The organism is Nonomuraea sp. NPDC051941 (assembly GCF_044593615.1).
This window is the reverse complement of record NZ_JBIUCF010000024.1, coordinates 61,787-76,155: the sequence shown is the minus strand read 5'-3', so window position 1 is coordinate 76,155 and position 14,369 is coordinate 61,787. Positions and strand designations below refer to the sequence as shown.

11 protein-coding genes are annotated in these 14,369 nt (G+C 74.4%); 8 read left to right on the top strand and 3 right to left on the bottom strand.

Translation table 11 applies throughout. From position 1 onward, the window contains the following. Positions 1 to 28 precede the first annotated feature (28 nt). The 7 genes from ACIHFD_RS35160 to ACIHFD_RS35130 are packed head-to-tail and all read left to right on the top strand — an operon-like array spanning position 29 to position 9,698. On the top strand, positions 29 to 1,549 hold the full coding sequence (locus ACIHFD_RS35160; RefSeq protein WP_397370611.1) for an AMP-binding protein: 1,521 nt from the start codon (positions 29 to 31) through the stop codon (positions 1,547 to 1,549). Further along, positions 1,546 to 3,045: a condensation domain-containing protein gene (locus tag ACIHFD_RS35155; protein WP_397370610.1), complete on the top strand. Its 1,500-nt coding sequence runs from the start codon at positions 1,546 to 1,548 to the stop codon at positions 3,043 to 3,045. Before ACIHFD_RS35160 ends, ACIHFD_RS35155 begins: the two co-directional genes overlap by 4 nt. After that, positions 3,039 to 3,278 carry a phosphopantetheine-binding protein gene (locus ACIHFD_RS35150; protein ID WP_350735567.1) on the top strand — a complete coding sequence of 80 codons (240 nt, stop codon included), beginning with the start codon at positions 3,039 to 3,041 and terminating at the stop codon, positions 3,276 to 3,278. The genes ACIHFD_RS35155 and ACIHFD_RS35150 overlap by 7 nt, the downstream gene beginning before the upstream one ends. Positions 3,279 to 3,286: 8 nt before the next feature. Beyond that, entirely contained in the window at positions 3,287 to 4,582 is a 1,296-nt protein-coding gene (locus ACIHFD_RS35145; RefSeq protein ID WP_397370609.1) for a condensation domain-containing protein, read from the top strand. 8 nt (positions 4,583 to 4,590) lie between these two features. Continuing rightward, positions 4,591 to 4,755, top strand: a complete 165-nt coding sequence (locus ACIHFD_RS35140; RefSeq protein ID WP_364258045.1) for an MbtH family NRPS accessory protein — start codon at positions 4,591 to 4,593, stop codon at positions 4,753 to 4,755. 15 nt (positions 4,756 to 4,770) lie between these two features. Continuing rightward, positions 4,771 to 6,642: an amino acid adenylation domain-containing protein gene (locus ACIHFD_RS35135; RefSeq protein WP_397370608.1), complete on the top strand. Its 1,872-nt coding sequence runs from the start codon at positions 4,771 to 4,773 to the stop codon at positions 6,640 to 6,642. Further along, entirely contained in the window at positions 6,639 to 9,698 is a 3,060-nt protein-coding gene (locus ACIHFD_RS35130) for an amino acid adenylation domain-containing protein (protein WP_397370607.1), read from the top strand. The genes ACIHFD_RS35135 and ACIHFD_RS35130 overlap by 4 nt, the downstream gene beginning before the upstream one ends. Here the strand turns inward: ACIHFD_RS35130 and ACIHFD_RS35125 are convergent. Genes ACIHFD_RS35125 through ACIHFD_RS35115 form a run of 3 tightly spaced genes read right to left on the bottom strand, consistent with a single transcriptional unit; the run spans position 9,688 to position 12,690 of the window. Further along, positions 9,688 to 10,776, bottom strand: coding sequence for a 2-oxo acid dehydrogenase subunit E2 (locus ACIHFD_RS35125; RefSeq protein ID WP_397370606.1), 1,089 nt, complete (start codon positions 10,774 to 10,776; stop codon positions 9,688 to 9,690). The genes ACIHFD_RS35130 and ACIHFD_RS35125 overlap by 11 nt on opposite strands. Further along, positions 10,773 to 11,774 (bottom strand): transketolase C-terminal domain-containing protein, encoded by a 1,002-nt coding sequence (locus ACIHFD_RS35120; protein ID WP_355199833.1) that lies wholly within the window; start codon positions 11,772 to 11,774, stop codon positions 10,773 to 10,775. Before ACIHFD_RS35120 ends, ACIHFD_RS35125 begins: the two co-directional genes overlap by 4 nt. Before the next feature lie 4 nt (positions 11,775 to 11,778). Beyond that, positions 11,779 to 12,690 (bottom strand): thiamine pyrophosphate-dependent dehydrogenase E1 component subunit alpha, encoded by a 912-nt coding sequence (locus ACIHFD_RS35115; protein ID WP_397370605.1) that lies wholly within the window; start codon positions 12,688 to 12,690, stop codon positions 11,779 to 11,781. A 259-nt stretch (positions 12,691 to 12,949) separates the two neighbouring features. Here ACIHFD_RS35115 and ACIHFD_RS35110 point away from each other — a divergent pair, with 259 nt between their 5' ends. Beyond that, positions 12,950 to 14,365 carry a condensation domain-containing protein gene (locus ACIHFD_RS35110; RefSeq protein ID WP_397370604.1) on the top strand — a complete coding sequence of 472 codons (1,416 nt, stop codon included), beginning with the start codon at positions 12,950 to 12,952 and terminating at the stop codon, positions 14,363 to 14,365. Positions 14,366 to 14,369: the final 4 nt, after the last annotated feature.

Genomic DNA, 14,369 nt, shown 5'->3' with positions numbered 1-14,369 from the left:
AGCTGCGGCGGTGTACGGGAGGGGAGTCATGATCGTTCCGGAGCTGCTCGCCAGGCGGGCCGCGGAGGAGCCCGAGCGGGTCGCGCTGGAGGTCGCCGGGGGCGGCACGCTGACCTTCGCGGACTGGCACGCGCAAGTGGACTCGCTGGCGCGCGGGCTGGTCCGGCGCGGGATGCGGCGGGGCGATCGGGTGGGGCTGCTGTTCGGGGCCGAGAACTGGACCGGCTTCGCCGTGGCCTACTGCGCCGTACAGCTGGCCGGCGGGGTGGCCGTGCCGATCTCCGACCGGTTCGCGCCGGCCGAGGTGGCGTACATGCTGGAGCACTGCTCGGCGACCGGCGTGCTGCACGCCGGCAAGGGGCCGGCCGCGCCGCCGGACGGCGGGTACTGGAGCGCCGTGCCGGCCGAGCTGGAGCCCGGCTCGCGCGAACCCGAGCCGCCGGGGCCGGCGGATCTGGCGCAGATCCTCTACACCTCCGGCACCACGGGCAGGCCCAAGGCGGTGGCGGCCACCCACGCCAACCTCACCTACGGCAGCGCCACCCGGGCCAATCGCCGCAGGTTCGGGCATTCGCGGCTGCTGCTGCACGCCTTTCCGATCGGCACCAACGCCGGCCAGGCCATGCTGATCAACGCGCTGGACGCGCGGCCCTCGGTGCTGACCCTGGCGCGGTTCACCCCGGGCAGGTTCGCCAGGCTGATCGAGTCGCGGCGGGTGGGGACGGTGTTCCTGGTGCCGGCCATGGCCCTGGAGCTGCTCAACGCCGGGCTGCACGAGCGGCACGACTTCTCCGGCGTGGTCCTGCTCGGGTCGGCGGCCTCGGCGCTGCCGGCGGCGCTGTGCGCGCGGCTGGCGGCGGCGTTCCCCAAGGCGACCGTGACGAACTACTACACCTCGACCGAGGCGGCGCCCGCCCAGACCGTCATGATCTACGACCCGTCGCGGCCCGCCGCCCTGGGCCGGCCGGCGCTCGGCAGCGGGCTGAGGATCACCGGCCCCGACGGCACGCCGCCGGCGGCCGGGGAGACGGGGGAGATCTGGCTGCGCTCTCCCGCCGCCGCGCGCTCGTACTACCGGGACCGGCAGGCCAGCGCGCACACCTTCCGCGACGGGTGGGTGCGGATGGGCGATCTGGGCTACCTCGACGCGGACGGCTACCTGTATCTCGTCGACCGGGAGAGCGACGTCGTCAAGTCCGGGGCGTACAAGGTGTCGACCGTGCAGGTGGAGGCGGCGCTGCACGAACACCCGGACGTGGCCGAGGCGGCGGTCACCGGCGTGCCGCACCCCGTGCTGGGCACCGTGCTGGCCGCGGCCGTCGTGCCCCGTTCGCGGGCGCCGCGCGTGACGGAGCTGCGGGCCTTTCTCATGACCCGGCTGGCCGCGCACGAACTGCCGACACGAGTGATCTTCGTGGACCACCTGCCCCGGAACCACTCGGGCAAGGTCGTCAAGTCCGGCCTGCGCGATCTGCTGAAGCAGGCGGACTCCGTGCTGGAAACAGGCTCTATGGAAACAGGCGCTGTGGAGAAAGAAGGCGGGAGATGACCGGATCGTGGCCGGCCTCCCCTGCGCAGCAGGGGATGTGGCTCACCGAGCGGGCCGGGGTCGCCGGGCGGGCCTTTCACATGCCGCTGGCCGTGTGGCTGGACGGGCCGCTCGACGTGATGGCCCTGGGGGAGGCGTGTGAGGAGGTGGCGCGCAGGCATCCCGTGCTGGGCGGCGTGCTCGCCGAGGACGGCGGTGAGCTGCGGGTGGTCCCCCACGGGGTGCCGCCGATGCGCGAAGGCGGCGACCTTGAGGAGGAGCTGGCCGGGCCGGTCGATCCGGGGGAGGGCCCCGCGGCGCGGTTCACGCTGATCCGGGAGGACGCCAAGCGGCACGTGCTGCTGTTCCAGGCCCATCACGCGGTGTTCGACGGGGAGTCCAAGGACATCCTGCTGCGGGACCTGGCCTCCTGGTACGGGGGCGCGGCGCCGGCGCCGCTGGTGCTGACGCACCCGGAGGTCACGGTCCAGCAGCAGGTCAGGCTGGCGGACGCGCTGCCGGACGCGCAGCGCTACTGGCAGGACCGGTGGCAGGACCAGCGGGAGCTGCACCTGCCCGGCCTGACCGGCGTGTCCGTGGCCGCGGCGCCCGGCGGCGCCCTCGACTTCGTCGTCGAAGACCTCGGCGGGCTCGCCGGGCGGCTCGAGGTCACCCGTTTCGAGGCGGTGCTGGCCGCGTTCGTCGCGCTGCTGCGCGCGTACGGCAACGCGCGGCCCGCGGTCGGCGTGGATCTGTCCACGCGGACCGAGCGGAGCCGGGACCACGTGGGCGCCTTCGTCAACGAGCTGCCCGTGATCGGGGCGCCGGAGGCGGGCACGTTCGGCGAGTTCGCGCGGAGCCTGCGGGTCGAGCTGCGGCGGTTGTACCGGCACCGCGAGGTTCCGCTGGCCAGGGCCGTGGACGGGATCGGCCCGCGCGCCGCGCTCACCCCCGTGTCGCTCAGCTACCGACGGCGGCCCGAGACGGGCCCGCTGTTCCCCGGGCTGGGCGCGTCGGTGGAGTGGATGATGTTCAACGGCTGGGTGCGCAACACCCTCCACCTGCAGATCGTCGACGACCCGGCGGGCACGGCGGCGCGGCTGCAGTACAACCCGGCGCTCCTCGACCCGGCGGGGGCCGAGCGGATCCGGGAGGATTTCGCCGCGCTGCTGGCGGCGGTCGCCGCGGACCCGGACGCGCCGCTGGACCGGCTGCCGCTGCCCGCCCCCGTGCCGGCGGCGTCCGTGATCACTGCCGACACGGGAGCGGGCGGGCCGGTGGCCGCTGAGCTCGTACGGGAGATCCAGGCCATCTTCGCCAAGGAGCTCGAACTGGACGACGTGGAACCCGACGACGACCTGTTCGATCTCGGCGGCCATTCCCTCACGATCACCCAGATCATGGCCAGGGCCCGGGAGCGGTACGGCGTGGAGCTCTCCTTCGAGGTGTTCATCGACGACGCCACCGCGACGAGCATCGCGGCGGAGGTCGCCCGCCTGCGGGAGCAGGCATGTTGAGGGAGCGTGTGGCCGCGCTGGTGGCCCAGGCCAGCGACGGCGAGCTCACCGCGGCGGAGGTGCTGGCGGCCGACTGCTCGCTGACGGCGCTCGGCCTCACCTCGCTGGGCTACATCCGGCTGATCGACGCGATCGAGGAGGCGTTCGGCTTCGACATCGAATTCGACGGCAGCCTCGACACGCTCGACGGGCTGGTCGACCACCTGTCCCGGTTCGCGGGCCGCCCGTCATGATCGGCCCCGTGATCGGACCCGTGACGGTCGAGTTCACCGGCGCCAGGTCCGGCCAGGGGTCGCTCACCTGGGGCCAGCGGGCGATCTGGCGGCTCACCGAGTGGCTGCCCCCTGGCGACCCGTACTTCAACATGCCGTGGGCCCTGCCGGTGCACGGCAAGCCCGACCTGCCGGCCGTACTCGCCGCCCTCACGCGGCTGCTCGGACGGCATGAGAGCCTGCGGACGAACTGGCTCCCCGGCCCGGAGCAGGCCGATATGGTGCAGCGGGTCGCGGGGCAGGGGCGGTTGACGGTCGAGCTGGTCGACGCCGCCGGCTCCCGGCCCAGGGTGCTGGCCGGGGAGATCGCCGCCGAGCTCGCGGCCAAGGGCTTCGACTACGCCGACGAGCTGCCGGTGCGCTGCGCCGTCGTCATGGACGGCGGCAGGCCGCGCGCGGTGGCGTTCGCGTTCACGCACATGGCGGTCGACGGGCGGGCGCTCGACGTCATCGCCGGCGAGTGGCCGCGGCTGCTGTCCGGGGAGCCGCTGCCCCAGGACGTCCCGCAGCCGCTCGACCTGGCCGCCGAGGAACGCTCGCCCGAAGGCACGGCGCGCGGCGAGCGGGCGCTCAGGTACTGGCGGGCGGCGCTGGAACGGATGCCGCGCCCGCTGTTCGCCACGCCGCCGGGCAGGCCCGAGGAGCCCAGGTTCGTCAAGCTCGGCATGGAGTCGGCGGCGCTCGGCGCGGCGGCCACCGGGCTGGCCGCGCGCTGGGGGGTGAGCACCAGCAGCGTGCTGCTCGGGGCGTACGCGACGCTGCTGTCCCGGCTGACCGGCCGCGGCACGGTCGCGCTGCAGCTCATCGTGGGCAACCGGCACGATCCCCGGCTGGCGCCCATGGTGGCCACCCTCGTCCAGGACGGGATCTTCGTCCTGGACGTGGCCCCGGGCCAGCCGCTCGCCGAGGTGGTGCGGGCCGCCCACCGGGGGGTGCTGGCGGCGTACCGGCACGCCCGCTACGACCCGGCCGGCCAGCGGGCGCTGATCGAGGAGACCGGGCCGCCGCCCACCGCCTACTTCAACGACGTACGGGTCGCCGGGGGCTGGCCCAACCTGCCGCCGAACCCGCCCGCGACCCCCGGCCGGATCTTCCCGGTGGGGGCCTGGCCGGAGGTGGACGCCGAGGTGTTCTGCACCGCCGGGCCCGCCACCCACACCTGCCGGCTGGACCTGCTCGCCGACACCGCCCTCCTGCCCCGGGAGGCGATCGAGGCGACGCTGCGCGAGGTCGAGACGCTACTGGTCAGCGAGGAGAACACGTGAGTGCCGAGATGCGCGTGGTCGTCAACCACGAGGAGCAGTACTCCGTCTGGGCCGCGGATCGCGAACTGCCGCCCGGCTGGTCCGACGCGGGGTTCGCGGGCACCCAGGAGGAGTGCCTGGCCCACATCGAGACCGTCTGGACGGACATGCGCCCGCTCAGCCTGCGAAACTGAAAGGCGATACCGACGTTGAGTGACGACACGACGCCGCCCCCGCGCAGTGCCGCGAACGGGACGGTGGGCACGATATGGCGGTGGCTGGACAAGGCGCCCGACGCGGTGGCCGTGACCGGCTCCGACGGCCAGGTGACCTACCGGGAGCTGCACCGGCGCGTCGAGGACCTGGCCGCCGTGCTGCGCGGGCACGGCGTCGGCCCCGAGACGCCCGTGGGGCTGTGCATGGAGCGGACCACCGGGATGCTCGTGGCGATCCTCGCCGTGTGGACGGCGGGCGGTGCGTACGTGCCGCTGGATCCGGCCTTCCCCGCCGGACGGCTGCGCATGATGCGCCAGGACGCCGGCATCGGCCTGGTGCTGACCCAGGCGGGCGTCGATCCCGCGCTGCTGGACGGCGTTCCCGCCGTCGTCACGCTCTCGCCCGGGGGTAGGCCGCTGACCGGCGCTCCCGCCCCGTCCGGCGGGGTCGCGGCCGATGGGGACCGGCTGGCGTACCTGATGTTCACCTCGGGCTCCACCGGCCGCCCGAAGGGGGTGGCGGTGCCGCACCGGGCCGTGGCGAACCTGCTGGAGTCGTTCGCCGAGCTGCTGCCGATCGGGCCGGAGGACCGGTGGCTGGCCGTCACGACGCTGTCGTTCGACATCTCGGTCCTGGAGCTGCTGCTGCCCCTGTTCACGGGCGGCCGGGTGGTGATCGCGGCCGCCGGGGAGGTCTCCGACGGGTGGGCGCTGCGCGAACGGGCCGTCGCCGAGGGGGTCACGATCATGCAGGCGACGCCGGCGGGCTGGCGGATCCTGCTGGAGTCCGGCGGGGTCCCCGCGACGATCAGGACCCGGTTGTGCGGCGGCGAGGCGCTGCCCCGCGATCTCGCGGACGCGCTGTCGGCCGACGGCGCCGAGCTGTGGAACGTGTACGGCCCCACCGAGACCACCGTGTGGTCCACGGCCGGCCGGGTGCGGCCGGGACCCGAGGCCGTGGATCTCGGCTCGCCCATCGGGCGGACCTCGCTCCACCTGCTGGACGGGAACGGGACGCCGGTCGCCGACGGGGAGGCCGGCGAGCTGCACATCGGCGGCGCGGGGGTCGCCCGGGGATACCACGGGCTGCCCGGCCAGACGGCCGCGCGTTTCCTGCCCGACCCGTACGCCGGCGTCCCCGGCGCCCGCATGTACGCCACCGGCGACCTGGCCAGGATGACGCCCGACGGCCGGCTGGAGTACCTCGGTCGCGCCGACCAGCAGGTCAAGGTCCACGGATTCCGCATCGAACTGGGCGAGATCGAGGCCGCCCTGCGATCGGCCGCCGAGGTTAAGGACGCCGCGGCCGCCGTCCGCGACGGGCGGCTGGTGGCCTATCTCGTCCCGCGGGCGCAGGCCGTGGACTGGGCCGCGCTGCGCGAACGGCTGCGCGCCTCGCTCCCCGACTACATGATCCCGGTCCGGCACACGACCCTGACGTCCCTGCCGCTCACCCCCAACGGCAAGCTCGACCGCGCCGCCCTGCCCACCCCGTCCTGGACGCGCCCCGGCACCGCCGCCTTCCGCGCCCCGGCCGCCGGGGTCGAGTCCGACCTCGCCGAGATCTGGGCGGGGGTGCTCGGCGCCACCGAGCCCATCGGCGCCGACGACGACTTCTTCGAGCTCGGCGGCCACTCCCTGGCCGCCACGCAGATCATCGCCAGGGTCCAGGCCAGGTACGGCCTCGAGGTGCCGATCGTCGTGCTGTTCGAGCGTCCGACGATCGCCGGGTTCGCCGCCCGGCTCGACGACCTGGACGACGCCGAGCTCAGCCTGGCCGACGTCGCCGCGCTGCGCGACCAGCTCGACGGCCTGAGCGCCGAGGAGCTCCAGGGGCTGTTCGACGACCTGGCGGCCGGGTCATGAGGGCGCCGCTGTCGCCCGCGCAGGAACGGCTCTGGATGCTCCAGCGGCTGGAGCCCGGCGACGCCTCGTACACGATGTACCTGGTACGGCGCCTGCGCGGCCCCCTCGACCGCGACGCGTTCACCGCCGCCGTCGGCGCGCTCGTGGCCAGGCACGAGAGCCTGCGCACCGCCTTCGCCGAGGAGGACGGCATGCCCTGGGCGGTGGCCGGGCCGGCCGGCTGGGCGCCGCCGATCGAGTGGCTGACGGCGGCGGGGGAGCAGGTGGGCGCGCTGGTCGCCGAGCGCACCAACGCCGCCTTCGACCTGGCCGCGGGCGTCCCGCTGCGGGTCGCCGTCATCGAGGTCGCCCCGGACGATCACGTGCTGTGCCTGACGCTGCACCACATCCTGGCCGACGGGCACTCCCTGGAGATCATGCTCGACGACCTGGGCGAGCACTACGCCGCCGCCGTGGAGGGCCGCCCCGCCCGCCTGCCCGACGTGCGCATCCAGTCCAGCGACTACGCCCGCTGGCAGCGGCGCAGGGCGGACAAGGCCATGCCGTACTGGACCGAGGCGCTGGCCGCGCCGCCGGTCACCGAGCTGCCCTTCGCCCGTCCGGGAGCGCGCGCGGCCGTCCGGGAGGGTGGCCATCACTGGGTACGGCTGGGCGCGCGGCACCTCGCGGAGGTGGAGCGGCTGGCCGTGGCCCACCGGGCGACCCCGTTCATGGTGCTCATGGCGGCCTACCAGGCGCTGCTGTTCCGGCACAGCGGGCAGCACGACCTGGTGGTCGGCACCGTGGTCGCCGGGCGGGATCGGGTCGAGCTGGAGCGGATGGTCGGCTACCTCACCCAGACCCTGCCGCTGCGCGGCGACCTGGCGGGCGATCCGACGTTCGCCGAGCTGCTCGGGCGGGTCAAAGGGGTGGTGCTGGACGCGATGGGCCGGCCCGCGCCGCTGCTGGAGCGGCTGGCGCGCGGCGTCGAGACGCTGCTGCCGACCGTGTTCATCCTGCAGGACTACGCCGCCGGGCAGGACCGGGCGTACGGCGGGGTCCGGGTGTCGGACTTCGAGGGACGCCACGAGCAGATCGTGGTGGACCTGCTGGTGGAGGTCTGGCCGGCGGGGGAGGAGCTGGCGATCTGCTTCGGCTACGACGGCGCGGTGTTCGAGGCCGGCGAGGTGGCGACGATCGCCGAGCGCTACCTGACGCTGCTGGCCGGGGCCGTGGCCAGGCCGGACACGCCGATCTCGCGGCTGCCCGCGTGGACCGAGCGGGACGAGAAGGCGATGGCCGAGCTGGCCGACGGTCCCGCCGAGCCGGTCGCGGACGGGGTGCTGGAGCTGGTGGCGGACGTGGTGCGCCGGATGCCGGAGGCCGTGGCCGTGCGCTGCGGCGATCAGGTGGTCTCGTACGCGGCCCTCTGGGACCAGGCCGGCGCGCTCGCCGGCACCCTGCGGGAGAGCGGCGTCCGGGAGGGCGACGTGGTGACCGTGCGGCTGGCCCCGTCCGCCGAGGTGATCGCGGCGTTGCTGGGGGTGTGGCGGGCGGGCGCCGCGTACCTGCCGCTGGACCCCGCCGACCCGCCCGCCCGGCACGCCGACGCCATGGCCGCCGCGGGCGCCGCCTGGCTGATCGGCGAGGACCGGGTGCGCGCCGTGGCCGAGGGGAGCGCGGCCAAGGGGCCGATGAAGGGAATCGCCTACGTGATGACGACCTCGGGGTCCGCCGGGCTGCCCAAGGCGGTGCTCGTCGAGCATCGTTCGGTGGCGGCCAGGGTCGGGTGGATGCGGCGGGAGTACGGCCTGGGGCCCGGGGATCACGTGGTGCAGTTCGCGTCGCTGAGCTTCGACACCCACGTCGAGGAGATCTTCCCGGCGCTCGCGTCCGGGGCGACGGTGATGCCGCTGCCGGACGGCCCCGCGAGCCTGCCCGACCTGCTGGCCGGGCCGGACGGGCACCGGATCACCGTGCTGGACCTGCCGACCGCGTACTGGCACCGGCTCGTCGAGTCACCCTCGGAGGTGGCCTGGCCGCCCGCGCTGCGGCTGGTGATCCTCGGCGGCGAGCAGGCCGACGGGGCGGCCATCACCCGATGGCAGGCGCTGCGGCATCGTGAGGGGCCCGGGGCCCGGCTGGTCAACACGTACGGCCCGACTGAGGCCACGGTCATCGCCACGTGGGCCGAGCTGGACGGGACCGACCCCGGCGGGCGCCCGCCGATCGGCCGGCCGCTGTCGGCCACGTCGGTGCGGGTGCTGGACGCCCGGGGGGAGCCGGTGCCGCCGGGCGCGGCGGGCGAGCTGGCGATCGGCGGGGCGGGGGTGGCCCGCGGATATGCCGGGCTGCCTCGCCGCACCGCCGCCGCCTTCGAGCCCGACCCGTACGGCGAGCCCGGGGCCCGGCGCCTGCGCACCGGTGACTGGGCGCGGTGGCGCTCGGACGGGCAGCTGGAGTTCCTAGGCCGCCTGGACGACCAGGTCAAGGTGCGCGGCGTGCGCATCGAGCCCGGCGACGTGGAGGCCGCCCTGCGCGAGCACCCCGGCGCCGGGCAGGTGGCCGTGGCCGCGCGCGGCGAGGACCTGGTGGCGTACTTCACCGGCCCCGCCGCCCCGGCCGAGCTGCGCGCGCACGCCGCGGGCCGGCTGCCGAGGGGCTTCGTGCCGACCCGGTGGTCACGGCTGGCGGAGCTGCCGCTCACCTCCCGGGGCAAGCTCGACCGGGCCGCGCTGCCCGAGCCGGACCGGGTCACCGGGACGGACTACACGGCGCCGCGCACCGACAGCGAGGCGCTGGTCGCCGAGATCTGGGCCGAGGTGCTCGGCCTCGAACGGGTCGGCGTGCTGGACGACCTGCTGGAGCTGGGCGGGCACTCGCTGATGACCACCCGGGTCGCGGCGCGGCTGCGGGCGATGCTGGAGGTGGAGGTGCCGATCCGGGTGGTGTTCGGCTGCGGCACCGTGGCCGAGCTCGCCGAGGCCGTCGAGGACCTGCTGATCGCGGAGATCGACGCGATGAGCGAGGAGGACGCGCGGCGCGCCCTGACCGGGCCGTCCGGGCTCAGGGAGTGATCGTCTTCCGGATGGCGTTCAGGAACATCGCCGCCTCGCGCCCGTTGACGAGGCGGTGATCGAACGCGAGCCCGAGGGTGACCGTGGTGCGTTTCACGACGTTCCCGGCGGAGTCGAGGGCGAACTCGTGTTGTGGCGCGCACAGCGACAGCGCGCACGTCTGCCCGGGGAACACGATCGGCACGGCGAGGAGCACGGCCGTGTCGGTGTGCAGGGTGACGACGATGTTCCCGCCCGCCAGGTCGTCCTCGCGGAACGCCGCCTGTGCCGCCTTCGTCCGGTACGCCGTGAGCCGTTCCGCGATCTCCTTGACGGACAGGCGGTCGGCGTCGCGCAGCACCGGGACGTACAGGCCGTTGCCGACGTCCACGGTGACGCCGACGTTCGGCGCCGTCGAGGGGCGTACGGCCAAGGGGTCGGCTGCCACCGGCTCGGCGAAGCACATCGGGAACTGCCCGTGCAGCGCCGCGACCGCCGAGACCAGCAGTTCCGGCAGCCCGATCAGCGCCCTGGCCTCCTTGCTGAGGGCGCGGGCCTGGGCGATCGCGGGGCCGGCGTCCAGCTTCACGGCGGTGAAGGCGGCCGGGATCGTCTGGTGGGAACGGGTGACCGCGGCGGCCACGGCCCGCTGAACGGCCGGCAGCGGCTGCGCGTCGCCTGTGCCGGTTTCCAGTGTGCCGGTTTCCAGCAGGGCCAGCACGTCGGCTCGCTTGATCAGCTTCTTGCCCAGCGCGCGGATCCGGGCCGGGTCCACGCCGTGCTCGTCGATCAGCGCCTGGGCGGGCGCGGTGACGATCGGCCCCTCGGCCGCCGCACCGGGGTCGGGGACCGCCGGCGGGGGTGCCGAGCCGTCGGAGATGTGCGCGATCACGTCCCCGGGCCGGCAGGTCGCGCCGGTCTCCGCCGTCCGCCGCAGTACGCCGTCGGCCTCGGCCATCAGCTCCTCGGCCGCCTTGGAGGTCTCCAGGACCACCACCGGATCGCCCTTCACCACCCCGGCGCCGTCCTCGGCCAGCCACTCGACCAACAGGTACTCGGTGTCGTTGTTGTTGAGCTTGGGCACGCGCAGCTCGGTCAAGGCAGGAGCTCCTGTACGGCGCGGACGATGGCGGTGTCCTGCACCAGCACGTCACGCTCGAGATGGGCGGCCGCCGGGATCACGCTTGCCGCCGAGTGGACGAGGGACACGGGACGCCGCAGGCGCCCCCAGAGCCGGCTGTGCACCTGGTGCGCCACCTCGGCCCCCCAGGTGCCGCCCGCGGTGCTCTCCTCGGCGACGACCACGGCGCCGGCCCGCTCCAGCAGCGGCGACAGCGGGGCCACGTCGAAGGGGTACAGGCGCCGGGGCACGAGCAGCAGGCAGGAGATCTCCCGCTCCAGCAGCAGCGTGCGCATCGCGGCCAGGGCCCGGTGCGCCAGCCCGCCCGGCGCGATGATCACGCAGTCGGCCTGCTCGGGATCGTCCACGTACACCCTGGCCACCCCGCCGGCCCCGGGCAGCACGTCGTACTGGAACAGATCGTCCGCGACCCCGCCGCCGAAGAGCTGCCGGGTGTAGAGGATCTTGTCCTCGAACAGCAGGCACGGCTCGCCGCGCGCGAGCATCTCGCCGAAGAGCTCGCGATGGTCGTCGAAGGGGGACACCTCGTACACCGCGAGACCAGGGACGCCGATGAAGTGCTTCTGGAGGCTCTGGCTGTGCGTGGGGCCGTAGCCGCGACCGCCCCCGGACGGGCAGCGCACGATCAGCGGCAGCCGCAGCGGCCTGCCGTACATGGAGACCGACTTGCTGGCGAAATTCACGATCTGGTCGAAGGCCAGGGCCACGAAGTCGGAGAACATGATCTCGACGATGGCCTTGCCGCCCGCGAGGGCCAGGCCGCCGGCCACGCCGACGATGCCGTTCTCGCTGATCGGGGTGGCCAGCACCCGGCCGGGGAAACGGCTGGACAGCCCTTTCGTGATCTTGAACGCCCCGCCGTACGGATCGAGCACGTCCTCGCCGAGCACCCGCACGGACGGATCCTCGGCCAGCACCTCGTGCAGCGCCCGGTTGAGGCTCTCCGCGACCCGCATCGCCTCAGCCCTCCCGCGCCGACAGCGGCCGCCCGAGCACCTCACCGGCCACCACCTCGACGAACGCGCGCGCCTTCGCGTCCAGGCGGGCGAAGCGGGGGGAACCGCCCTCGCGCGGGTACCAGTCGTGGTCGCGGGCGTGCCGGAGCTCCTCGGCGGAGCGGGTGTCGTCGCCCTTGCTGTGCGGCCCGATCCGGTGCGTGGCGAACTCCACCACCAGCGGCCCCGCGCCCTGTCTGCTCTGCTCGAACAGCGGCCGCAGCGCGTCCCGGATCTCGTGCGGATGCCGCGAGTCCACGTGCAGGAACCGGCACCCGAACGCCCGCGCCCGATCCCCGATCGTGCCCGCCAGCTGCGCCGACGTCGGCGTGGTCTGCGCGATCCCGTTGTTCTCGGTCACCACGACCAGCGGCAGCCGCCAGAGCGCGGCCATGTTGAGCGCCTCGTACACGGCGCCCTCGCCCCACGTCCCGTCGCCGATGTACGCCAGCGCCAGCGCGCCCGGCTCGGCGTCCCGCAGGTGCAGCGCCACGCCCGCGGCGACCGGCAGGCTCTCGCCCTGGATCCCGGTGGACAGGTAGCGGCCGGACAGGATGTGCTGGCTGCCGCCCACGCCCCCGCAGACCGCGCCCTCCCGCCCGGTGATCTCCGCGAGCAGTCCGTACGGATCCCGGAATCGTGCCAGGTAGTGGCCGTGTCCGCGATGATTGCTGAAGACGTGGTCCCGCTCGCCCAGCAGCGGCGTCAGCGCGACCGGCACGTACTCCTGCCCCAGGCAGGTGTGGGTGGTGCCCTGCACGAGCCCTTGGCCGAACAGGTCGAGCAGCTTGCGTTCGAAGTGCCTGATCAGCAGGAGCAGCCCGAGGTCGTCGTCGGACAGGTCCTCCGTGATCTCTTCCAGCAGGCGTTCCGGCACGATCGGCACTCCTTGAGAGGGAATGGTGGCTTTGGGAGCGCTCCCACAAATTCTATCGATCACCGTGAGGAGCGGCAATGGTCGGACGGGGAGCTTTCCAGACTGTCAAATGCCGAGAATGAAGGGCCGGTGCTACGTGTACTGATCGCCCACCGTCCGCTTCCGGTCACATGGCGTCGCGGTGGGGGATCTTGACCTGCCTCGAGCTCGATACCTAGGCTTCGGTGGGAGCGTTCCCAACCTTCGAGGTGACCCCCACGTGAGCCCCGACCTCGAGCGCGAGAAGCTGCGGCGCCGCCTGGCCACGCTGCCCCCCGAACGCCGTGCGGCCCTGCGCAGGGCGCTGCTCGGCGGCCGGGACCAGCGCACCTGGCCGCTGTCCACCGGGCAGGAGCGGCTGTGGTTCCTGCAGCGCTTCGATCCTGACGACTGCGCCTATCACATCACCTGGCCGGTGCGGCTGCGCGGCCCCGTCGACGAGAACGCACTCGCCGCGGCGTTCACCGCGATCGCCGCCCGGCACGAGGTGCTGCGCACCCGCTTCGTCCTGGACGGCGACCTGCCCGCGCAGGTCGTGGACGAGCCCGGCGAGGTACGGCTGGACCGCCTGGATCCCGCCTCCGCCGACCTCGGACAGGCGGTCGCCGGCTACGCGGGGCGGCCGTTCGACCTCGCGGCGGCCCCCGCGTGGCGGGCGGGCCTGCTGCGCCTGGCCGCCGACGACGCCGTCCTGTGCATTGTGCTGCACCACATCGTGGTCGACCACTGGTCGCTCGACGTGCTCATGCGCGAGCTCGGCGAGTGCTACTGCGCCCACCGGGAGGGCCGTGCGCCCCTGCTGGACGAGCTGCCCGCGCAGTACCGCGACTTCGCCGCGGCCGAACGGCGGCGGGCCGAGGAGGGCCGGGACCACCTGGACTACTGGACCGAACGGCTCACCGGAGCACCCCCGCTCGACCTGCCCCTCGACCACCCGCGCCCGGCCCGCTGGACCGGCCGCGGCGCGAAGGCGGACGTGGCCGTGCCGGACGCGGACGTCACCCGCCTGGAACTCCTCGCGCGCGCCCACCGGGCCACCCCGTTCATGGCCCTGCTCGCCGCGTGGCAGGTCACGCTGGGCGCGGCCGCCGCGCAGGACGACTTCTGCGTGGGCGTGCCCGTGGCCGGCCGGGACCGGCCCGAGCTGGCCCCGCTGATCGGCTACTTCTCCACCACGCTCGTCGCGCGGGCCGACCTGTCGGGGGACCCGACCTTCGGCGAGCTGCTGCGGCGTACCCGGATCAGCACCATGAAGGCCCTCGCCCACGCCGGAACCTCCTTGGACCGCATCCTCGGCGCGCTTCGGGTGCCGCGCGACCTGAGCCGTCCGCCGCTGTGCCAGGCGATGTTCAACCTCACCCACAACCTGCCCACCGGCGACCTGCTCCGCACCGAGCTGGGGGACCTGGCCGTGGAGGTGTGTCCGCAGCCCGACCTGGGCCGGGCCCGGGTGGAGGTGTCCCTCGACGTGTACCGGGGGCCCGAGGGGATCGGCGGCTGGCTGGAGTACTCGACCGACCTGTTCGACGCCGCCACCGCGCACCGCCTGGTGGAGGCGTTCGCCCGCGTGGTGACGCGCGCGGGCGGCGACCCGAGCCTGCGGCTGTCCGAGCTCGGAGCAGCGGTCCGGAACTAAGGAG